The organism is Reichenbachiella versicolor (assembly GCF_003171675.1).
Lineage (GTDB): Bacteria > Bacteroidota > Bacteroidia > Cytophagales > Cyclobacteriaceae > Reichenbachiella > Reichenbachiella versicolor.
Map to the genome: position 1 here is coordinate 265,050 of NZ_QFZQ01000003.1, position 22,347 is coordinate 287,396.

At 38.2% G+C, this 22,347-nt stretch carries 16 protein-coding genes, 1 tRNA gene and 1 pseudogene; 8 read left to right on the forward strand and 10 right to left on the reverse strand.

Annotation, left to right across the window (positions count from 1 at the left end; genetic code table 11):
• Positions 1-1,407: 1,407 nt before the first annotated feature.
• A complete protein-coding gene (locus DKG80_RS21135; RefSeq protein WP_162555777.1) occupies positions 1,408-1,668 on the forward strand; it encodes a hypothetical protein in 261 nt (86 codons plus the stop codon).
• Here DKG80_RS21135 and DKG80_RS09270 read toward each other — a convergent pair.
• The 4 genes from DKG80_RS09270 to moaC all read right to left on the reverse strand — a co-directional run bounded on the left by DKG80_RS09270 (position 1,653) and on the right by moaC (position 8,459).
• Entirely contained in the window at positions 1,653-3,092 is a 1,440-nt protein-coding gene (locus tag DKG80_RS09270) for a type IX secretion system membrane protein PorP/SprF (protein WP_162555778.1), read from the reverse strand. The genes DKG80_RS21135 and DKG80_RS09270 overlap by 16 nt on opposite strands.
• Positions 3,092-6,739: a T9SS type B sorting domain-containing protein gene (locus tag DKG80_RS09275; protein ID WP_109831052.1), complete on the reverse strand. Its 3,648-nt coding sequence runs from the start codon at positions 6,737-6,739 to the stop codon at positions 3,092-3,094. The genes DKG80_RS09270 and DKG80_RS09275 overlap by 1 nt, the downstream gene beginning before the upstream one ends.
• 102 nt (positions 6,740-6,841) lie before the next feature.
• Positions 6,842-7,987, reverse strand: a complete 1,146-nt coding sequence (locus tag DKG80_RS21300) for an NTP transferase domain-containing protein (protein ID WP_221409094.1) — start codon at positions 7,985-7,987, stop codon at positions 6,842-6,844.
• On the reverse strand, positions 7,980-8,459 hold the full coding sequence (gene moaC / locus DKG80_RS09285) for a cyclic pyranopterin monophosphate synthase MoaC (RefSeq protein ID WP_109831157.1): 480 nt from the start codon (positions 8,457-8,459) through the stop codon (positions 7,980-7,982). Before moaC ends, DKG80_RS21300 begins: the two co-directional genes overlap by 8 nt.
• A gap of 10 nt (positions 8,460-8,469) precedes the next feature.
• On the opposite strand from moaC, the gene DKG80_RS09290 reads away from it, so the two are divergent.
• Positions 8,470-9,714, forward strand: a complete 1,245-nt coding sequence (locus DKG80_RS09290; RefSeq protein WP_245906985.1) for a molybdopterin molybdotransferase MoeA — start codon at positions 8,470-8,472, stop codon at positions 9,712-9,714.
• Between the two features lie 344 nt (positions 9,715-10,058).
• Here the strand turns inward: DKG80_RS09290 and cysM are convergent, their stop codons facing one another.
• Both cysM and epsC read right to left on the reverse strand, forming a co-directional pair.
• Positions 10,059-10,952: a cysteine synthase CysM gene (gene cysM, locus DKG80_RS09295; protein ID WP_109831054.1), complete on the reverse strand. Its 894-nt coding sequence runs from the start codon at positions 10,950-10,952 to the stop codon at positions 10,059-10,061.
• A 2-nt stretch (positions 10,953-10,954) separates the two neighbouring features.
• Positions 10,955-11,761, reverse strand: coding sequence for a serine O-acetyltransferase EpsC (gene epsC, locus DKG80_RS09300; RefSeq protein ID WP_109831055.1), 807 nt, complete (start codon positions 11,759-11,761; stop codon positions 10,955-10,957).
• A gap of 160 nt (positions 11,762-11,921) precedes the next feature.
• Here epsC and DKG80_RS09305 point away from each other — a divergent pair, with 160 nt between their 5' ends.
• Both DKG80_RS09305 and DKG80_RS09310 read left to right on the forward strand, forming a co-directional pair.
• Positions 11,922-13,706, forward strand: coding sequence for an SLC13 family permease (locus DKG80_RS09305; protein WP_162555779.1), 1,785 nt, complete (start codon positions 11,922-11,924; stop codon positions 13,704-13,706).
• Positions 13,707-13,813: 107 nt separating this feature from the next.
• Complete coding sequence (locus DKG80_RS09310) at positions 13,814-14,821, forward strand: sugar kinase (protein ID WP_109831057.1); 1,008 nt, start codon at positions 13,814-13,816, stop codon at positions 14,819-14,821.
• Between the two features lie 84 nt (positions 14,822-14,905).
• On the opposite strand, the gene DKG80_RS09315 is transcribed toward DKG80_RS09310, so the two are convergent.
• Positions 14,906-16,516, reverse strand: coding sequence for a sodium/sugar symporter (locus DKG80_RS09315; RefSeq protein ID WP_109831058.1), 1,611 nt, complete (start codon positions 16,514-16,516; stop codon positions 14,906-14,908).
• Positions 16,517-16,919: 403 nt separating this feature from the next.
• On the opposite strand from DKG80_RS09315, the gene trxB reads away from it, so the two are divergent.
• The 3 genes from trxB (at position 16,920) to bshB1 (ending at position 19,737) form a co-directional block, all read left to right on the forward strand.
• Positions 16,920-17,867, forward strand: a complete 948-nt coding sequence (gene trxB, locus DKG80_RS09320) for a thioredoxin-disulfide reductase (protein WP_109831059.1) — start codon at positions 16,920-16,922, stop codon at positions 17,865-17,867.
• A gap of 20 nt (positions 17,868-17,887) precedes the next feature.
• Entirely contained in the window at positions 17,888-18,910 is a 1,023-nt protein-coding gene (locus tag DKG80_RS09325; protein ID WP_109831060.1) for a peptidoglycan DD-metalloendopeptidase family protein, read from the forward strand.
• Positions 18,911-19,020: 110 nt separating this feature from the next.
• Positions 19,021-19,737, forward strand: a complete 717-nt coding sequence (gene bshB1, locus DKG80_RS09330) for a bacillithiol biosynthesis deacetylase BshB1 (RefSeq protein ID WP_109831061.1) — start codon at positions 19,021-19,023, stop codon at positions 19,735-19,737.
• 395 nt (positions 19,738-20,132) lie between these two features.
• On the opposite strand, the pseudogene DKG80_RS21360 reads toward bshB1, so the two are convergent.
• Together DKG80_RS21360 and DKG80_RS09340 are read right to left on the reverse strand one after the other, a co-directional pair.
• Positions 20,133-20,897 (reverse strand): annotated as a pseudogene (locus DKG80_RS21360) (site-2 protease family protein); the annotation flags it as partial.
• Between the two features lie 79 nt (positions 20,898-20,976).
• Entirely contained in the window at positions 20,977-21,600 is a 624-nt protein-coding gene (locus DKG80_RS09340; RefSeq protein WP_162555781.1) for an HAD family hydrolase, read from the reverse strand.
• Between the two features lie 77 nt (positions 21,601-21,677).
• Between DKG80_RS09340 and DKG80_RS09345 the strand changes: the two genes are divergently transcribed.
• A tRNA-Ile gene (locus DKG80_RS09345) sits at positions 21,678-21,751 on the forward strand.
• Between the two features lie 108 nt (positions 21,752-21,859).
• Here the strand turns inward: DKG80_RS09345 and DKG80_RS09350 are convergent.
• Positions 21,860-22,324, reverse strand: coding sequence for a hypothetical protein (locus DKG80_RS09350; RefSeq protein WP_109831063.1), 465 nt, complete (start codon positions 22,322-22,324; stop codon positions 21,860-21,862).
• Positions 22,325-22,347 lie beyond the last annotated feature (23 nt).

Genomic DNA, 22,347 nt, shown 5'->3' on the forward strand with positions numbered 1-22,347 from the left:
TCTTCTTATTACACTCTATTTCTGCTTATACTATGTGTATTAGCGGTTTGTAGATGTTTTTTAGCATCTAGTATGCTGGATTTATGCCCGTTTCAGTATTTGGTTTTTTGTCTCCTGAGTCTTCAGTATTGAGTTGAAATTTTATCTATAAGGTTGTCAAAAGACTCGAGTCTTGGAGCTTTGTTTTTAATGCACTCACGTATAACGATTTTTATGTTATTTCGCAGACGTTTCGATGCTAGTGATTGGAGTTGTTCTTGTTATTCATGACGTTTTTGTACAAAGTAGACGTAAGCTATCCCGTCATCACGAACAGAGTGAAGTGATCTGTTCATGTCATGCAGCAGTTCAGTGAACATACTGCCGTATTTCATCTCGGCTTTCTATTTAGCCTCCATTCGGATGATGCTGTTACCTGATCAGGAGCATGAATCAAAAGAAATGAGTAGTTCATTAGTTAGTGTGAGACCCCAGATAATTACCCGACCTATCGGTCTTAGTAATTTCTGGGATGACGAACACTTTCTCGAAATCAATAACACCGTCATCCCAAAAATCAATTTTGCGATAGCAGGAATTGGTTATTTGGGATCTCTAACTCAGGGTGAGGGTGTATGTTTTTTAACAAACTTCAATAATAACGCCGTCCATTGCGAGGAGGCATGACGAAGCAATCTGTACGAGTGAGATGAGTTACTAAAGAACCGCAGCAGTCCAGTGGACAGGCTGCCGCATTCCGTCTCGATAGCTATCGAGCTTCCATTCGCAGTGACGCTGTTTTTTTGTTTTTTTCTGGTTCAGTATGGTGGGATGACGAGCATTCTATCTAAATCAATAACACCGTCATCCCAAAAAACAATTTTGCGATAGCAGGAATTGGTTATTTGGGATCTCCAACTCAGGGTGCGGGTGTCTTGTTTTTTTCATAAACTTCAATAATAACGCCGTCCATTGCGAGGAGGCATGACGAAGCAATCTGTACGAGTGAGATGAGTTACTAAAGAACCGCAGCAGTCCAGTGGACAGGCTGCCGCATTCCATCTCGATAGCTATCGAGCTTCCATTCGCAGTGACGCTGTTTTTTTGTTTTTTTCTGGTTCAGTATTGTGGGATGACGAGCATCGTATCTAAATCAATAACACCGTCATCTCAAAAATCAATTTTGCGATAGCAGAAATTGGTTATTTGGGATCTCTAACTCAGGGTGCGGGTGTCTTGTTTTTTTCATAAACTTCAAATGATTCCGTCCATTGCGAGGAGGCATGACGAAGCAATCTGTACGAGTGAGATGAGTTACTAAAGAACCGCAGCAGTCCAGTGAACAGACTGCCGCATTCCATCTCGGCTTTCTATTTAGCCTCCGTTCGGAAGGCACCGTTACCTGTTCAGTAGCATGAATAAAAAGAAATGAGTAGTTCATTAGTTCGTGTGAGATCCCAGATAATTACCCGACCTATCGGTCTTAGTAATTTCTGGGATGACGAGCACTTTCTCGAAATCAATAATACCGTCATCCCAAAAATCAATTTTGCGATAGCAGGAATTGGTTATTTGGGATCTCTAACTCAGGGTGCGGGTGTCTTGTTTTTTCATTCCAATACTTTCACTGAGCATTGTGTAAATACTAAGTCAAGGTATCATATGGATGCGTATCAGTCGATCGTATGAAATACAATCTCCACACGACGGTTTAGCTTCCTGTTCTTATCATTGTTATTCGGAGCGATAGGGACAGTAGGACCAAAACCTTTGATGTCTACACGCTCTTCTTGAATCCCTCGACTCAGTATGTAGTTAGCTACAGCTTTGGCTCTCCGCTCTGATAGATCCATATTCTCATCAAAAGAGCCTTTGTTATCTGAGTGACCTTGTACTTCTATCCTAAAATGATGATGGTGTTTTAGGTATTTGGAGAGTTGATCCAGTTGCTCAAATGACTCAGGGGCGATAATGTCCTGTCCACGCTCAAAGTGAATATGGTCCATGATCACATGCGTATTATCATGGATCGGTTTTTGGAACATAGGTATGTCCTCGAAATTGATAGCGTCTTCTTCTACGACAAGCGAATCTGGTATGATCTGATTAGCAGAGTCTTGTTTCGCTTCAGCAGCCAATAGTGCTCTAGCGTCTCTAATGCTATCTCTTTTGGCCATTCGTATAGAATCCCGTTCAGCTTTTTTGGCGATAGCTAGCTTTCTTTTTTTAGAATCAATCGTCTCCCAATCAATAGAAAACAATATTTCGTTCGATACGCCTAGTTCTTTACTGTTTCCTTGAGGTGTTTCAAATCCATACGAACCTCGGGCTCGGTACCTTTTGATGTAGAAGCCAATTTGGAATACGATGCCGAAGTCTTGCCTGTAGCCTGCAGTGAGACTTACCAAATTGTCGTAGGTACCGCGTAATTGAGCCTCTAGTTGAGGTTCGAAATTTTGATTGGATCTATATACCACTATAGGAGTAACAACATATTTCGGGTTTCTCAATGAAATGGGCTTTCTGATAAAAGAGTGAAGGTCAGCATAATGTTTGAAATCAGTAGCGCCAGCAGAAACTCCTATTTCGAACCCTTCACGGTTGTAAGTCAGGCCAAGACGGTTGGTAGCTGCTAGTCGTCGATCGATGTTAATGACTTCAGGATCGGAGAGCTCTACTAGGTCAAAATCATCGAGTTTAAGCCCTGAGATATTCATTCCCATCAACAACCCAAGATTGAGTTGCTCTGTTCGATTCTTAAATACCGAAACTGAGAAAGATCCAGATACTCCGTTTCGGGTGATGATACCTAGGTCTTCGTTTTGAAATATAAAACCTAACGATAGAGGGTAAAAGTCGTGCTTCGATGGGAGAAATGGACGTGAAAAGTAAAGAATGTTGTTTTTAGGACCGATGCCAGCCCATTGATTTCTATGGAATAGGTTTAGCTGAGCATATTCACCAGCAGCCATCATAGCAGGGTTGAAATAGCCTAGCATTTCTTGATGACCGATCAACTGGCTTTGCTGAGTTTGACATTTTGATTCATGACTTGAAAAAATCAGAATGAAACTGGTCAGTATCGCTAGGGTATAAAGAAGTATTCTGCTCATCATTTCTTCACGTAAAAACTGCCCTTGAATACTTTTCCATCTAAGCTAAATACATAATAGTAATTGCCTTCGTCTACACTTCTGACTAGCTGGTCAGATAGAAGCTGGCTATTGTCATAGTCATTGACTTCAAAGAGTTTATTCCCCCAGCTATCCAAAATATAGAGGTGGTTAGTACTTGGTTTTAACCCTTTGATTCGGAAGGTGTCATTGAGTCCGTCATTATTGGGAGAGATGATCTTAGAGAAGGATAGTCCATTGGGGTCAGACAGGTTGATTGAAAATTTCTGTACAGAACTACAGTTTTCAGTACCATTGACTCTAGCGTATAGGGTTATTTCATCTTCTTCGTATGAAGTAGGGACCGTGAAGATGCCTTTGTTGCCATTGGAGGTAATCAGGTATTGCTCAGGGAACCATTCTGCAAAACCGACGGTAGGCTGGTCGGTATTTATATTCAACTCAAAGGGTTCGTCTTTGAACTGTGAATTATTTCCTAATATGTCAATCTCAAATGAGTTAGGGTCTTCGGATACCTTCCACACGTCTGACTGGATTTCGCACGAACCGAATCGTGCCAAGAAATAAAAATAACCTCCACTGAGTCCATCACTTCCTGATGGTAATGAGAGTTTAAAGCTTCTAACGGTGTCTATTCTTACGAAAGTAAAATTGTCTTCAGAGTAAAACCATGAGTAATCAAATGACTCGTATGTATCTGAACTAAGATAGCCTTGGTGTGCTACTATGGTGAAGTCTTCTCCAAAACAATACGTAGAGTCTCCATTGACTTTGTTGGGTGGAGATGTGATTTCTATTGTGTTACTTAGGGCATTACATGAAGAGTTTACCACTGTTCCAGAGCATTGATAGACTCCCGATTCGGGAATGTCAAACTGTTTTTCATTTGCATCTTCAAGTGATTTGAAATTCTCAATAGATGGATCATACACCTTCCATTCGTAATCAAGTTTGGAATTGGTAGACAATTGAAATGCTTCCAAGCTCAAGTTGGTATTAGCTAGGTCACAGACGAATAAATCTTCAGTGGAATTGTTAGAGGTGTTTCTGATTTCTAATTCAGGTCTTCGGATAGCAGTCAGCTCAAATGGGTCTGACATCGTAGCACAGCCTCCTTCTTTTACTCCCAGCAAAAAGTTGATTTTATTAGAGCTAGGGTTAGGCCTTGGGAATTGTGAAGGGTCTACGAACACGCTACGTTGTTTTTCAGATTGGATAGGAGTGTAGTCACTTTTATCCACTGAGTATAGCCAAGTATATTGAGAAGTTAGGCTTGAATATTGGCTAGATAGTTCTGTAGGAGAACCAGAGCAGGCTTCATTGTTACCTTCTATTACGGACGGCACAGCCTCTACACTTGCTGTGGTCACTTCTATAGTGGGAGAGGTCAGTGTACATATATCACCTTTGATATCCACTTTATAGAAACCATTCTCCTTCGCTTGATAAAAGGTCAGGTGATTAATGTCTTTAGCATCTGCAAACACTGTGTTGTTGTTACTGTATTTCCATACTTGTTGATTTTCTTCTCTTGGGTTTTCTAACCATAGCGCTACATGATCAGTGGAGCTACAAATATTGGCGTCAGTATCGAAGTTCATCTTGTCATCCAATACATCCGCTACATGAAGTGTGTCAGAAAGAGAGATACATCCATTTGCATCAATTGCCCTGATATAATAAAAGCCTATGTCGTTGATGAAATAATCGGGTTTTGTTTCATCAGCAATAGGTGCGAAACTGGAACTGTCAGGTGAAACAAACCATTGGTAATCAGTTGTGCTATTTGGTATTGCTAGCGTGCCATTGATAGACTTACATTGGCTATCGTCAGGATTTGGAGGAGATGAAAAACTAACATTAGGTTGGGCTAGTCTGGTGACTTGGACCGGTGCGGAAGTAGTAGTACAAAAAAGGTTTCTAATCTGTAAGACATAATCATTGGCTTCTGTAGGTTTAAATGATGTGCCACCAGCATACAGTGTCGTTCCTGAATACCATTCATATATATAACCGGGGTCTTTCACTTTTGATTCTAATAATACCTCTCTACCTAAGCAATATTGGGTATTGGTAGTTTCAATAGTAGCTTCTATCGGCTCAGACTCTATAATGTAAAACTCATCTGATTTGTTTCTACAGCCATTTTTGACTACTTCTAGTGTGTACCAGCCTTGTACATTACCGGCATTGTTGATACCATCTATGAGCAGTTGGTTAGCATTGCCGACTACATTGTTGGGAGGAGATATAGGAGAATAAAGCCATTCGTAGGCTTCAGGTGTTTTATCCCAAGATTCTAAGGTAAGATCAGTTAACCCTTTACATACACCATTGAATTCAGCGTTGATAATTTTAGGGTCAGGAGGAAGTAAAAAAATCGCAAAAGGGAATGCGGTGTCTGCAAATATGGTATTGGAGGAATAATCGACACAACCATTGTCAAGGTCTGTGAATTCTGCTACTATTAGACCTCCCATATCGTTGTCAAGTTCGATCTGATTACCTGTTCCTATAAGTTCTAGATACTTCTTATATATTTCTATATCATCAGAGGTTCTTCCTAAGTTTTTAATAAAATCTAAATCAAATTCGGTGTTTAAAAATCTATACCAAGATACCTCTACATTGTCTAGGGAGATTGCTTCTAAAGTGCGTTCATTGGCAGGGTAGGTTTCACAGTAAAAGAAATCGCTTGTGGAAGTATTGATATGCTGAATAGTTCCTCTAGGCTTGGCTTGCCAAGTGATTTCAAAGTCTTTTTGGTCTGAACAGTTCTGTTCAGTAACAATGAGTCGATAGTAGTGAGTCTCATCGGTATCAATGATACTTGCAGGTTTGGGAATTTTAGGAGAAGGGTCTGTTGAAAGCATTTGAGTGTACGTCACACCATTGTCTGTGGAATAGTACCATTCGACGGTTGTTACTCCGACTCTATACCATTCACTTTTATAGCTTGCCAAATCATCTTTCGGGTCGCCTACAGTATAACAATGAGTCGAAGAACCTTCAGGAAGAGCAGGTGCTACCAGTTCGGTAGTGACTTCGACATCTTTAGATATAGCTACACAACCATCACCCATTGTGGCCTTGATTCTGTAGAAGCCAGATTCTGTGAGAGTAATATCTGGATTATTTTCTCCGGGTAAGTTTTGATATATAGCTTCATCTTCATCCTTCGACGATAGCTTTTGCCATTGGTATGAAACGATTGGTTCTCCATTAGGTGAAACTAGCCCATGTAGAACTACACTGCCACAAAGTTGAATTCTGCTATGCTCTAAAACTGAAGCTGTTTTTTCCACTGTCACTTGGATTTGGATAGGATCACTAGATCTTCCGTTTAGTTCTACTGAAACAAAGAATTTTTGATTCTCAATTAAAGAATCAGTGATATGTTCACTTACTCCATTAGCACCTATTTCTATTCCTATAGGATTTAATTCTTCGTCATACCATATAAAGGTTAGTTGAGGGTCGCGATATGCCGAACGAGCATGAAGGGTAACTCTATCTGCACCACAGATCGAAACATTTTCCACGAATGGCTGGTCAAGAGGGGGAGTCCCTTGTGATAAAACAGAGAATGGAATTAGTAAATAGAATATTAGTAACCTTAGGTCCATAGATGATATGCTGGGTGATGAAGAATTAGGCTAATTGATTGGTACTCGCTAAATTATAGACATTACTTTCAGAAGCAAATAAATAACATCACATTATTGTTGTTATTCGGATTTTAGTCTTTCAATAGCGGCTTCATATTGCTCAGGAGTATTTACATTGTCCAGTACACTGGCGTCTTCAAGTTTTACAAGTTCGATTTCTGAGTTAATTAATACTTTTCGTGGGCACGAATAGCCTTGGCTAAGATAGTTGAGCATGATAGGGTAGGCTCTTGGTTCCCAAATAGTCACCAATGGTTCTGGGAAATCAGTTTCGGGATTGTAGAAAGCTGTGGCAACTTTAGAGGGGTTGCGTTGTTCGATTAAGAACTCTAAGGTTGATTTACTCAAGAATGGTTGATCTGCTGCTGTAACTAGCCAAGCTCTATTAGGATTACTCATGAAAGCAGATAAAATGGCACCATACGGGCCTAGGCCTATGAATTTATCAGTGATTTCATTGGATACTTCATCCCGCTTTTGATCTTCCCGAATGGATAGAAAAGCAGTAGAAACTAAAGGTGTCATTATGTCAAGCATGTAATCCTTCTGTTCCTTGCCGTGATATTCGATGACAGTTTTATCACGCATCATTCTTTGGCTTTTTCCGCCAGATAGTACCAGCCCATTCAGTTCAGGAACTCGACTTACCATCATGGTGTCAATGAATTCAGCTATACCTTCTAAGTCTTCTACATCAAAACGAGGAATAGCAGTAGAATTCCTAAGGTGATCCTTTAGGTATTTTGGGACCTCAATATTTGGTTCGGATATTATGGCTATTACATTCGTTAGTTTGTCGAGTTTTTTATTGAGAGGTTTTCTTGAGTCTAAGATTATAATCTGCTGATTGGCTTTGAAGTGGTTTCCGTTGACTATGACTAAGTCTTGAGAGTTGAAAGTCTGGCGGGTATTAAAGTCGTTTTGCTCTTCAAGCGTGTCTATTCGGGCGAAGTCAATTTTATCTATGAACTCAAGGTTCATTCCTTTGGCTAGACTGCTTCCTGCCAAATTAGATTCATCCTCTACACTTTTGTGATCTGCGTCAATGAACGCTATCTTATAATCATCTCCCAGTCGGTATGAGATTTCAATAGCAAACCTTTGAATTTCTCCACAAGGCGCACCTAAGATAGAGATTTCATTTCTTGCAAAATACCCAAGATCAGGCTTGGTTAACTTGGCGTGTTTCTGATGTTTTTTACTCATTGAGGTGGTAGTCTTTTTTACCTCCTGTTTTGGAGATTAGTTTGGTTTCTTTAATGATTATTCCATGAGACATAGCCTTACACATGTCATAAATAGTCAGTGCAGCAGTACTAGCTCCTGTTAGTGCTTCCATTTCTACACCCGTTTTGGATTGTACTGTACAGGTACATTTGATATGAATTTCTGTTCCCTTGAGTTCTATTTCAAAATCACAACTTTCTAGTCCTATAGGGTGACAAAGTGGGATTAATTCTCCAGTTTTTTTTGCTCCCATTGTACCTGCTATGATAGCGGTTTGGAAAACTGGGCCTTTTTTAGAGATGATATCGTCTCCTGTAAATTGAGCAGCTATTTCTTCACTGACTAAGACAATACTCTTTGCGCATGCAGTACGAAGAGTTACCTTTTTGGGAGATACGTCGACCATTCCAGGAGTATTGTCCGACTTGATATGAGTAAGTTCGTTTTCCATTGTTGACCAGATGAGTAGTATTATTGCATCAAAATTAGAGAACAACATCATGATCACTGTAGAAGAGGCGCAAAATATTATTGGATCACTCCGCCCTAATTGGGGAACTGAAAAAGTATCCGTTTCAAACTGCACAGGTAGAGTCTTGGCAGAGGATGTTTTAGCAGATAGAGATTTTCCACCTTTTGATAGAGTCACGATGGATGGAATAGCATTTAGCTTCAATAGTTATGCACAGGGCCAAAGAGAGTTTCTAGTTCAAGGGACTCAGTTGGCAGGAGAGCCTGCTCATGAGTTAAAAGAACCATCTTATGCACTTGAAATCATGACAGGAGCCATTATAGCCAATGGCTGTGATGTAGTAGTACGGTATGAGGATTTGGAGTTTTATGAAAAGGGTGGAGAGAAGATGGTCAAAGTCTTGGATGAAAGTGCTTTTCAATGGAAAAACATCCATAAACAAGGTTCTGACGAAAAGCAAGGACAGTTCCTACTCGCTAAAGGAATCTTGATTGATTCTGCAATAGTTTCCATTTTAGCTAGTGTCGGTAAGAGTGAAGTAGAAGTTCTCAAAACTCCTAAAGTAGCCATAATTTCAACAGGGGACGAGCTGGTAGAAGTAAATGAAGAGCCACTTCCTCATCAGATTAGAAAGTCGAATGTAATCACTATACAGGCAGAATTAAATAGACAGGGCATCCAAAATGAATTGTTTCATTTACCGGATGACAAACAAAGTTTACTGGATAAGATAAAGGTAATCTTGTTAGAATTCGATGTGATTTTGATGAGTGGTGGAGTGTCTAAAGGTAAGGCGGATTATTTGCCAAAAGTGTTAGACGAGTTGGGTGTTGAAAAGAAGTTTCATAGACTGGCTCAGCGTCCAGGTAAGCCTTTTTGGTTTGGAGTCTATGAAGACCGTATTCCTGTATTTGCCTTTCCAGGGAATCCGATTTCGACGATTATGTGCTTTAGAGTTTATTTTATGGAGTGGTTAGAAGTATGTCTAGGTACTCAATCGAAACCTCTAAAAGCAATTCTGTCAAAAGATTTTAGCTTCAAACCGGACTTAGGATATTTCTTGCAGGTTAGTATTGATCATAATGAATCAGGTCAAATAGTAGCTACTCCCCAAGTGGGTAACGGTTCTGGAGATATAGCTAACCTGTCTCAAAGTGACGGGTTTCTTTACTTGCCTAAAGGAAGAACCGATTTTCCCAAAGGAGAGTTGTTTGATTATTATTCCTTTACTTGAGTCTAGCCCAGAATACAGGCGAAGGCTTGTCTCTGATCAAAAAGGATTGAGGTTCACATCCTAGAAGGCTCATTCCGAACAAATATAAGGTTAGAGAAACCAATAGTTTCAGGTGTTTTTTAATGTAGTGCATACAAATCGAGATAAATGAACAATAGACGAAGGACTTTCCTTCGAATGAGCTTAATCACGAATAGGTGTTTCAGGAACTCTGATTTCGGTTTAAAAAATCAAAGACATCATAGAAACTGATCTCAAACTTTAATTATTGTATGCGTGCAGATTATTTTTTATCGTAGGGCAAAGACTATTTGATATACTAATGCATCGAAGGGTCGTAGCTTTTAAGAAAACAATCCTGAACTTAGATATCTATCTCCTCGGTCACATACTATAGATACTATGGTGGCAGGCTGATCACCGAGTTCCTTAACTATCTGTAATACAGCTGTCATAGCTCCGCCACTGCTCATCCCAGCAAGTATTCCTGCTTCCAAGGCAAGTCGTCTTGTTAATTCTGTTGCTTGTTGACTGCTGACATATCTGATTTCGTCTACACGATTGTCATCATATATGGCAGGTAAGAATTCGGGTGACCATTTTCTAATTCCAGGAATGCTATCTCCTTCTTTAGGCTGAAGACCTACTATTTTAACGTTTGGGTTCTGTTCTTTGAGATACATAGAGTTCCCCATGATTGTTCCCGTAGTACCCATACTACTAACAAAGTGAGTTACTTTTCCTTCAGTGTCTCTCCAGATTTCTGGACCAGTGGTCTCATAGTGAGCCTTGAAGTTGTCAGGGTTGCCAAACTGATTGAGCATGACATAGCCTTCTTTCTCTACCATTTCTTCAGCAAGCGTCCTAGAGAGCTCAATTGTTCCTTCGGCTTTGGTTAAAATAACTGTTGCTCCATAAGCTTTCATGGTATCGATACGCTCTTGTGTAGAGTTTTCAGGCATGATTAAGGTCAAATCTATACCCAATGATGTCGCTACCATCGCAAGTGCGATACCTGTATTACCACTGGTAGCTTCTACCAGTTTAGTATCAGTATTAATATCACCTCTTTTTAGCGCCTCATTGATCATGTAGAAAGCAGGTCGGTCTTTGACACTTCCACCAGGGTTATTGCCTTCGAGTTTTCCATATACTTCGATGTGATCTGGAATTTCAGGAAGATTTATTCTTACTAATGGGGTATTGCCAATAAGTTGGCTGATGTTTTTTGCTGGCATGATTATATGCTTTCTTTGATCAAGATATTTTCTTTTTTCTCGTAATACACTCGTGAATTGTCGGGTACACTTTGTGTGATCCAGACATTACCTCCTACGATGCTATTGGCTCCAATATTGGTTTCTCCTCCAAGAATTGTTGCATTAGCATAGATAACTACATTATCATCGATAGTAGGATGCCGTTTAGTTCGAGCCATTCCTTTTTTGATGCTTAGTGCTCCCAAAGTCACACCTTGATAGATTTTTACATTATCTCCAATGATAGTGGTTTCACCAATGACAATACCAGTACCATGATCTATGCAAAAACGTTTGCCAATTTTCGCTCCAGGGTGAATGTCGATTGCTGTTCTGAAATGAGCGTATTCCGTCATTATTCTTGGTAAATAAGGAATGCCAAGCTCTAGCATCACATGTGCGATTCTATAGATAGCGATAGCAAAAAAACCTGGGTAAGATCTGATCACTTCTTTTTTATCTACAGCCGCAGGATCTCCTTCTAGAATTGCTTGAGCGTCTTCCATCGCGGCATCATAGATATCTTCTAGTTGGTTAAAGAATGATTCACAGATTGTAGGGCGTTTATTATCGTCACATTTGGTCTTAGATAATAATTTCCTGAACATGTCACGGAGATTCTTGTGTTCCTCTATGATTTGCTCATCAGTAGTAAGACGTATATTATTCCTTTCCGGAAACAAAAACTGAAGTAGGCTAATCATGAAATCATCGATCTCTTTTTCACCAGGTAGTTCTTTAGGAATGTTATGAGCTTGATGTAGTTTTTTTAATAGTGAATCCTTCATTCTCGATTGCTTTACTCCACGTACGACGAACAGTTAAGATGGTTGCTTGCGTACAGAGAATGTGCAAATATGATAAACCAAAGCTCTAATCTAAAATAAGATTTTAGTCATGATTTGTATAAGTGCTTTTCGGATTCGGTTAAAGGTCTATTTTTGTGCCGTGCAAAATTTGATATTAGATCAGTCTATTCAGCAATGGATCGTTATTGCTGTGGTGTTGGCAGTCATTGTCGGTTTATTCTTTGAACAATGGAAACCTCCGGTATTGTTTATTGGTGCCGTATTCATATTGATGGTTACCAAAGTGATTACTCCTCAGCACTTTGTCAATAGTTTTTCGAATCAGTCTTTAATTTCAATATTCCTTTTAATATTTATTACATCTTCCATTAGTGATAATTTTAATTTGACCTATTGGTTTGATAAGCTGTTTTCTAAAACCAAAAAGCCTCAGAACTTTCTTAGTAGAATGACTTTTGGTGTAGCAGCACTTTCTTCTTTCATGAATAATACCCCAATAGTGGCTTTGATGATCCCTCATGTGAGAGAATGGTCGAAGGAAAATAACGTTCGTCCATCCAAACTTCTCATTCCTCTTTCTTATGCAGCTAGTTTAGGAGGGATGATTACTGTCATAGGTACTTCTACCAATTTAGTTTTGAATGGGTATTTAGAAGAGAAAGGAGAGGTGATGCTTCAAGTTTCGGATTTTATGCCTCTTGGAATTCTTGTGACTATAGTAGGTTGTATCTATTTAATTACGATTGGATATAAGATTTTACCCAATAGACTAGCTCCAAATCAGGGTTATAAGAACGATGATAGACAGTATTTGGTAGAAACTTTGGTTAACGAAGACTCTGATTTTATAGGTAAGAGTATAATAGAAGCAGGTCTTAGAAATCTTAAGGATGTATACCTTGCGCAGTTGGTTAGAGGTGAGAAGGTAATTGCACCAGTTCCTCCAGATAAAAAAATCGAAAAGGATGACCACCTATTTTTTGCTGGAGTCACAGAAGATGTTGTTGATTTTGTCAAAAATCATAGTGGTATTATTTTGATCTCAGATGAGAACAAATACAATCTAGGTAAAAAGGTAGATATAGTAGAGGCTATTGTACCAGCTAATTCTGGATTGGCAGGAAGTACTGTGAAGGATTATGGCTTTAGAGATGCATTCGATGCAGCTATTATTGGTATTCATCGAAACGGAGAGAAAATTTTTGGTAAGATTGGTGATTTAGCTTTGCAGCACGGTGACTTGCTTTTGTTGTTGGTTGGTGAACAGTTTTACAAGAATAAAAACAAAGATAGGCATCTCTATGTAGTATCTGATATTGATCAAATTGATGGTGATAACCCTTTAAAGAAGCGAAGTTTTTTAATTATTCTGGGGTTAGTCCTATCTCTGATGCTGTTTAATGTATTTAGCCTTTTTATGTCTTTATTGGTGATAGTATTGGCATTAATGGGGCTGAGATTGGTGCCAAAACAACAAGTAAGTCGAGGTACTAATTTTAGCCTGTTTGTGGTTTTAGCTTCCGCTTTGACTCTTGGTAATGCCATGATCGATACAGGTACTGCTGATATTATAGCACAACAATTTTTAGGGATATTTGTTCCGTATGGTAAAGTAGCTACGTTGATTGGTATTTTTCTCTTGACCCTATTGCTTACTTCATTCATCACGAATGTCGCAGCTGTTTCTATAGCATTTCCCATAGTGTACGCCTTTGTGCAGTCTCAGGGTCTTGTAGGCGCTCCTTATTATTTGACCATTGCATTTGCTGCATCGGCTTCGTTTTTGACGCCTATCAGTTATCAGACCAATTTGATGGTTTATGGTCCTGGATCATATACTTTCAAAGATTTTCTTAAAGCAGGAACACCAATGACCCTGATTTATGCACTAGTAGTGATTTGCTATATGTACTGGGTGTACTAACCTTATTGAACATCTTAAACCTGAGATTTTCTAATCTTCTGATTGCTAGAAATCTGATAGTTTAGCGTAGTAAAATAGGATAGTAATCAAAAACAAATAACATATAGATGAATAAGATAGTTTGTTTCGGAGAGTTGTTACTCCGCTTAAGTCCGCCTGGCTATTATAGAATAGCTCAAACTAATACACTTGAAATGGAGTTTGGAGGCGCTGAATATAATGTTGCTACTTCACTTGCTCATTTTGGTGAGAAACCTGCTTTTGTCTCTAGAGTACCCCAAAATAAACTAGGGAAGAGAGCTATGGCTGAGATTCGAAGACATGGGATAGATAGTAGCTGTATGGTTTATGGAGGAGATCGACTTGGATTGTATTTTGTAGAAAAAGGAGTATTACAGCGTCCAACAGAAATCATATATGATCGAGAAAATTCATCATTGACTGAGGCTGAACCATTAGATTTTGATTGGGATAAGATTTTGAATGGGGCAAATTGGTTTCATTTTACAGGAATTTCTCCTGCCATTTCTCAAAAAGCTGCAGATTTGTATTTATATGCAGCTAAGAAGGCTAGTGACGCAGGAATAACGATCTCATGTGATGTTAATTTTAGACCATCATTGTGGAAGTATGGAAAGTCAGCCAAAGAAGTATTGCCTGAGTTGCTTCAGTTTGTAAATGTCATATTCGGAAATGAAAGAGATGCCGAGCATTTGTTTGATATCACTCCTCCAAAAGATGATTCGGATTTAGTCAGGGGCTACAAAGAAATGATGATTCGTCTGCCAAAGCTCAGAAAGATAGTTTCGACTAAACGAAAGGTGTTCGGAGCTAGTCACAATGAAATAAGTGCAGTATTTTTTGATGGTGAAAAGATTCATCAATCTAAAGAATATGATATCAATCCAATCGTAGATAGAATCGGTGGGGGAGATGCTTTTGTGGCTGGATTCATTCATGGGTATCTGAAATATGAAGACAGAATGAAAGCCTTAGAATTCGCAACAGCCGCTTCATGCCTAAAACATTCGATTCCCGGAGACGCTAATTATGTGAGTTCAGAGGAAGTTGAGAGACTTGCCTTTGGCGATTCATCTTACGAAGTAAAGAGATGAAAATGTAAGCTGGCTATCCATAAGAATTAAAAAGCCCTTGCTGACTAGTCAGCAAGGGCTTTAATTTTTTAGTTTCTGTAATTACTACCAGAATAATGCATACAGCACTGCTGTTAAAATACAGATCACAAATGCCCAAATATTGAAAGTTGCATTTGTTTTGAATATGCCGCCACTTACATCTATTCCTTTTTCATCATCCTCACCTTTACCGGTGATATGACTAATTATTATTATTAGGATCATAGTACCAACTGCAGTTAAACCCATTTGATTCATCCAGGGCATAGTAGTCGCTTTGAATGCTAGCGCGATTGGTACAGAAAGTATAGCTCCCCAGATAGCTGCAGTATTATTAGATTTTTTATAAAATAGACCAAGTAAGAAAACTCCTAAGATCCCAGGAGAAACAATTCCTGTGTACTCTTGAATAAATTGGAAGGCTTGATCGATACCTCCCAATAATGGAGCCATAATACATGCGATCACTAAAGAAACAACTCCAGTCAAACGTCCTACATTTACAAGCTGTCCTTCACTAGCATTTTTATTGATATATGGTTTATAAATATCCATAGTGAATATCGTAGAAGTAGAGTTCAGCATTGAAGCCAATGAAGAAACTACTGCAGCCGTTAATGCAGCAAAAGCAATACCTTTCAATCCAGAAGGTAGTAGTTGAAGTAACCATGGGTATGCCTTATCAGAAGCTCCTTCTCCAGGCATATTTTGTAACCCTGCCTCTCCTAATCTCGCCATGATCTCAGGGTCGTTTATCATTACATAAGCTGCAATACCAGGAACAACCACTATGAAAGGAATGATTAGCTTTAAGAATGCAGCTAAAGCAATACCTTTTTGAGACTCTTCTAGAGATTTAGCCGCAAGAGTTCTTTGAATAATATACTGATTGAATCCCCAGTAGTAAATATTCGCTACCCAAAGACCACCAACTAATACCCAGATACCAGGAAGGTTGGAATATTGTGGGTTATCTTTTTTTAGTATCATGTGGAACCTATCAGGTGCCGCATCTATTATTTGCTGGAAGCCAGCCATCACACCAGTACCATCTGATACAACGTTTAATGCTAAATAGGTAGTGATTAGTCCACCAGCTACTAAACATACAACTTGTATGACATCTGTCCATGCTACAGCGGAAAGACCTCCATAAAGAGAGTATGCAGCTGCAAATAAGGAAAGTCCAATTACCCCATACATCATTGGAATACCCATTATAGTCTCAAGAGCAAGCGAGCCAAGATAAAGTACAGAGCTTAAGTTTACGAATACATACAGTGCTATCCAGAATACAGCTAGTATGGTTTTAAGATTGGTGCTATATCTTTTTTCTACGAATTCTGGTATGGTATATAATCCTTTATCAATGAAGATTGGTAAGAAAAATTTACCTACAATCAGAAGTGTGATAGCAGCCATCCATTCATAAGAAGCAATTGCCAATCCTAGTGCGAAACCAGAACCAGACATACCAATGAACTGTTCTGCGGAAATATTGGCAGCGATAAGTGACGCACCAATTGCCCACCAAGGCAATGATTTACTGGCTAAAAAATAATCTTCTGAATTTTTTTCATGACCATCTTTGTCTCTCGATACAAATAATCCTGTAGCCAATATTAGCACACAGTAGGCACCAAAGACAATAAAGTCGAGGGTTGAGAAATCCATAATTTAATCTCGTGTTTAGTTTATAATGTAACAGTCAATACCAATCTTCGAGTGAATTAAAGTACTCCGAAAACTTTTCTCACTCTTTTCGAAAGTCACCAAAGATACTTTTTTTTGGAAAGACAATGTTTTAATTTCAATCAACTAAGAAATCGTTTTGATATTAAATACGTAAAAATTACGGTTAAATGCAATTTTCGTGTTCTATGGTTTTAAAAACAAATGAGATAATCAATTTTATCTATGAGCTTGAGCAACTTTTTGGCTCGTGTTTTGGTTTAGAACTACAACTATGATAAAGTGTTTATTGGGCCTCACTTCATCAAGTTTGTAACTGGATATTGCAACTAGCTTATTGAAATTACTAATTTTGAGCCCTCATAATTTTTTTAGCGAAACAACCATGACAGAAGAGAAGGTAAAAGTATTGATAATTGGCTCTGGGCCTGCAGGCTACACAGCCGCCATTTATGCGTCTAGAGCAGGTTTAAATCCAGTTTTAGTAACAGGAGGTGAGCCAGGTGGACAGCTAACTACTACAAATGATGTAGAGAATTTCCCGGGTTATCCAGAAGGTATTAACGGTCCAGCAATGATGGTTGATTTGCAAAAACAAGCAGAACGTTTTGGAACAGATATTCGATACGGATTAGTCACTTCAGTAGATTTTTCAGGATATCCTCACAAGGCTGTGGTAGATGAAAAACATGAGATTACAGCAGATGCTATTATAATATCTACAGGAGCAAGTGCAAAATACTTAGGGCTTGAGTCAGAAGCCAAATTGATGAATCAAGGAGTATCAGCATGTGCAGTGTGTGATGGCTTCTTCTACAAAGGTAAAGATGTAGCAGTTGTGGGAGCTGGAGATACTGCTGCTGAGGAGGCACTTTATTTGGCTAACATTTGTCCTAAAGTACATATGATTGTTAGAAGAGATGAAATGAGAGCTTCTACTATCATGCAGGAGAGAGTAAAAAATGCAGCTAATATTGAAATTCATTGGAACTCTTCTACTGAAGAGGTGCTTGGAGAAAATGAAGTGACTGGCATTAGAATAGTAGATAATGTGAGTGGAGAAAAAAGCGAAATTCCGTTAAGCGGGTTCTTTGTTGCAATAGGTCATAAACCAAATACCGATATATTTAAGGATTATCTAGATACAGATGAATCTGGATATCTTCTGGTAGAGCCAGGAACTTCTAAGACTAAGGTTGAAGGAGTGTTTGTTACAGGAGATGCTGCAGATAGAGTGTATAGACAAGCTATAACAGCTGCTGGATCTGGATGTATGGGAGCCTTAGATGCTGAAAGATTTTTAGCAGCTAAAGAGTTCGAAATGGCGCAATAAATCGAAATTAAAAGATATTGATGTATCGACTAATAATACTGATATGCCTCATAGTACTTGGGGCTACATTAGAATCCCCGGGGCAAAAGAAGCGTTCCGGGGATTTTTTTAAGTTTAAAAACAAAAGAATAAAAGCTAATCAGGAAGAAGATAGTATCATTATTGATGTTAAGGGGCTTTTTGTGATAGATGACCTATATCTTGATAGTCTTGAATGGAAAGAGCAAAAAGAACTAGAAGCGCTTCTTAAGGAGCAGGCAGATACCGCTCAGATAGTATTATCCTACGAGGTTCCTATAGAGGTAGCTGAGCAAATATTTATAGATTCTGTATGGGTTACTTTAAAGGAATATTATAGTACATGGAGTTCGACAGATGTTAATCCTTACCATATTGATGGAGAAAAGTTCAAAGACACTCTTCGGCTTCCGTTGATATTTGAGAAGCCAAACCTAGCATGGAGTTTACCACTAGAAAAGATAGAAGTAACCTCGCCATTTGGATTGAGGAGATGGAAGTGGCATTATGGGGATGATTTTAGACTAGTAGTGGGAGATTCGGTAAGGGCCTCTTTTGATGGAGTTGTTAGAATATCTAAGTACAATTACCGTGGTTATGGTCATTACGTTTTGGTAAGGCACTACAATGGGTTAGAAACTTTGTATGGTCATTTAAGTAAAAGGGCTGTAAAAGTTGGAGATATTATTAAGGCAGGAGAAGCTGTTGGTTTGGGAGGAAATACAGGACGAAGTACTGGGCCTCATCTTCACTATGAAATACGTTACGAGGGGAATGCGATAGATCCAGAAGAGATTTTTGATTATGAAGCATTAACTATTAAAGCGGATACTTTAGAAATTACGCCTAATACCTTTTCTTATTTGAAGGAAGCTAGAAAGATCCGTTTTCATCGAGTTAGGTCTGGGGACACACTCAGTGGTATAGCTTATCGCTACGGTATTTCTATTAATAAGATTTGTCGATTGAATGGAATTAGAAGAACTTCTATATTGAGAATAGGTCAAAGATTAAGAATTACATAGGTGCAACGTTTTTTAACAAAACGAGTTAGACCATATGTTTAAATAGAGGGTGAAGAGTTGCTTTGTTCTTTGAGAATAACAGTTTTTTAAACTGAATAAAATTTTAACTGATGAAACTAGATGTATTAGTATTTGCTGCTCATCCTGATGACGCGGAGCTATCTTGTAGTGGGACTATTGCCAGTTTAATAGCTCAAGGCAAAAAAGTTGGAATAGTTGATTTTACAAAAGGAGAAATGGGGACTCGTGGTACTCCAGAAATTAGGATGGATGAAGCAAAGGCTTCTTCGAAAATTCTTGGTTTGTCTATACGAGAGAATCTTTGTTTTCAAGATGTGTTCTTCAAAGTGGATGATGAACATGTAATTAAGGTAGTAGAAAAAATAAGGCAGTATCAACCAGAGATTATCCTAGCAAATGCTGTTAGAGATCGTCATCCAGATCATGGAAAAGGAGCTGAAATCGTCAAAAAGGCTTTGTTTCTATCAGGGCTTAAAAAATTAGAAACTTATATAGAAGGTGAATCACAGGAGATTTGGAGAGCAAGAAACCTCTATCATTATATTCAAACAGATTGGATAGAACCTGATTTTGTTGTGGATATCACTGATTATTGGGATGTCAAAGTAGAATCTATAAAGGCTTTCAAATCACAGTTTTTTGATCCGGATGGTCAGTCAGCTGATACTTTGATTTCATCTTCTAGATTTATGGATTTCTTAGAAGGAAGGGCAAGAGAGTATGGTATGTCGATTCGCTCAGACTTCGGAGAAGGTTTTACCAAAGATAGAATGCTGGGTCTTTCAGATTTGACTTCGCTTCTCTGAATATTAACAATTTTAAATGGTTGGGGACTGAATGAAATTACGAAAACAAAAAGTGCAAACCACCCTAATATTTTTCTTTTAATATCTAGAGGTCTATCAATTAATACGGGGGGATGGTAGATTCCTAAGAATCTACCAATGACAAATCCAAATACTAACCAACCTGTATATCCCTCAGCATTAGGGGAAACAAAACAAGTTATTATCTGAGCTGTAAATATTCCGAGTGCATACATCCAACGGTCTCTCATTAATGGAGAGAACCGATAAAAACACAAATACAGAAACCCAATGTAAAGGATTGCATAGGGAAATTCATTGACTATTGTCCAAGGTTTATACATACCTAGACCGGCGAAGTATAGGAAAAGTACAAAAATGATCCTCGAGGCGTATTTATGATTTTGAGCACCTATAAGACCATACAAAATATGACCACCATCTAACTGGCCTATAGGGATCAGGTTGAGAGATGTGAAAAAAAGAGCTAAAAACCCTGCGAAAAGCCAAGGGTAATGCATTATTTCAAAGTTATTAGGGACTTTTTCTGGGTCAGCAAAAATTGCCTTCATCCACTCAAAGAGTATAGTAGTACCCATTGAATAGGTTTCGAAACTTTCTCTTTTTTCATATTCAGGAAACCCCCAATTATGAGAGTGGCCATGTTCTAAACGATGACTTAATGAGTCGGCCTTTCTGGTACTGTTATAACTTTGTTCATAAAGAGCATCATTGTATTCGTAAGTATAAACGTAGTCTTCAAAATTTTCTCCAAAAGTTTTATAATCAGGATGAATATTGAATACGTAGTCTTTTTTTGGTAAAGTGCAAAAACCGTATGCTAAAATAGCTACAGCTAAAACAAAACCAGCTAGTGGTCCCGAAATACCGATATCGAAGTATTTCTTACGATCTATAATATGCTCTTTGATTTTGATAAGAGCACCCATTGTACCTATCGATGGACCTCCTAAGAATCCAAGCCAAAGCGGGATATAGAAAGGCAGGGTAACACGGACCTTATGGTATTTAGCAGTGAAATAATGTCCGAACTCATGTACTGTTAGAATACTTAAAAAAGGGATAGAAAAGAACAAGCCATTCCAAAAATCAACCCAATTGAGCTTTCTTTCTCCAAAGAGTAAAAGTTTGCCAGTCATCCATTCTGCACCTGCTAAAGTCGTTGTGATAAGAGTGATTATAAAGAGACCAATTTGAAGGAGAATTCGTTTTTGGTTCCTATTGTTGGATGTACTGCTCAATGTCTAATGTTTTATTAGGATTGGGAATATGGAATGTGTTTAAACCTGCCTTTTCTGCGCCTTTTAAGTTTTCGAGTTTGTCATCAAGAAAAATAGCTCTATTAGGATTAATATCTGATATTTCAATTATTTTTTCGTAGATCTCAATATCTGGTTTTCTTAGATTCAATTCATGAGAGAAAAAAACTTTATCAGCGAAGTCATTTAAGTTTTTTTTCCCAGAAACATTCTCGATGATTTTGTTGAATGCCCTTTCGTGAATAGCATTCGTGTTGCTCAGAACCATCACTTGATAATTTTTTCTAAGTCTACTCATAAGGTTCAGTCGTTCAATAGGGATATTACCCAACATTGCATTCCATGCAAAATCAACCTGAGAGTCGCTATTTGTAGATTTTAATAGGAACCTAATTTCTGATCTGAATTTATCTGAAGAAATAAGTCCCTTTTCATACTCTTTAAAAACAAGTGCTGATTGATAGGCTTCTAAAACCTGAGTTGACGGAAGATCAGATAGTTGCGTCAATGCTTTGACCGTAGCTTCTTCATCAAGATCAATGATTACGCCCCCAAGGTCGAAAATTATAGTGTTTATATTCACGAGTGTGTTGTGTAATAAAAGGCAAATATGTAATATTGCACTCCCAAATTCAAGGCGGTCTTATTGACAATTTTGAAGGGCCTATAACTCAGTTGGTTAGAGTATCTGACTCATAATCAGAAAGTCCCTGGTTCGAGCCCAGGTGGGCCCACTTTTAAAAAGCCTCTTTACTTTAAGTAAAGAGGCTTTTTGTTTTTAACTCATATCAACCTGTATTATTAATACAAGCTTTATGATTGTTTTTTAAAACGAGATATTTTTAAATTTTTAGAATCAATTCCTTTGAATAGGTGTCTTCACCTTTGACTTTTATCCTATATACCATTGTTTTATTGAATAGTGTGTAAGTATTAAATATTTTATTTTTACCATCATAAGTAATTAGTTTCGTTGTATCACTGTTGATGGCTTTAATTTTATAGATACCTGCTTTGTTTAAGGTAAAAGATACTGTCCCATTGATTGATTCTTTAGCTTCTAATAATTGACTTCCTTGATATAGCTCTAGACGAGTATCTATACTGGAACCAACCCCATCGGTAATTCTAACCATTAGATCGAAAGAGTGTTCGATACTGAAACCATATACTTTATCATTGGGACTGTCATATTCGATACTGAAACCAAACATCCTAGAATCAAGAGTGCTATGCTCTAAACTAAATCCTGAGACTTTTGATCGATCAGGTTCGTATTCGATACTGATTCCATTAATACTATTCATAGTTGATGTTTAAATTGAATAAG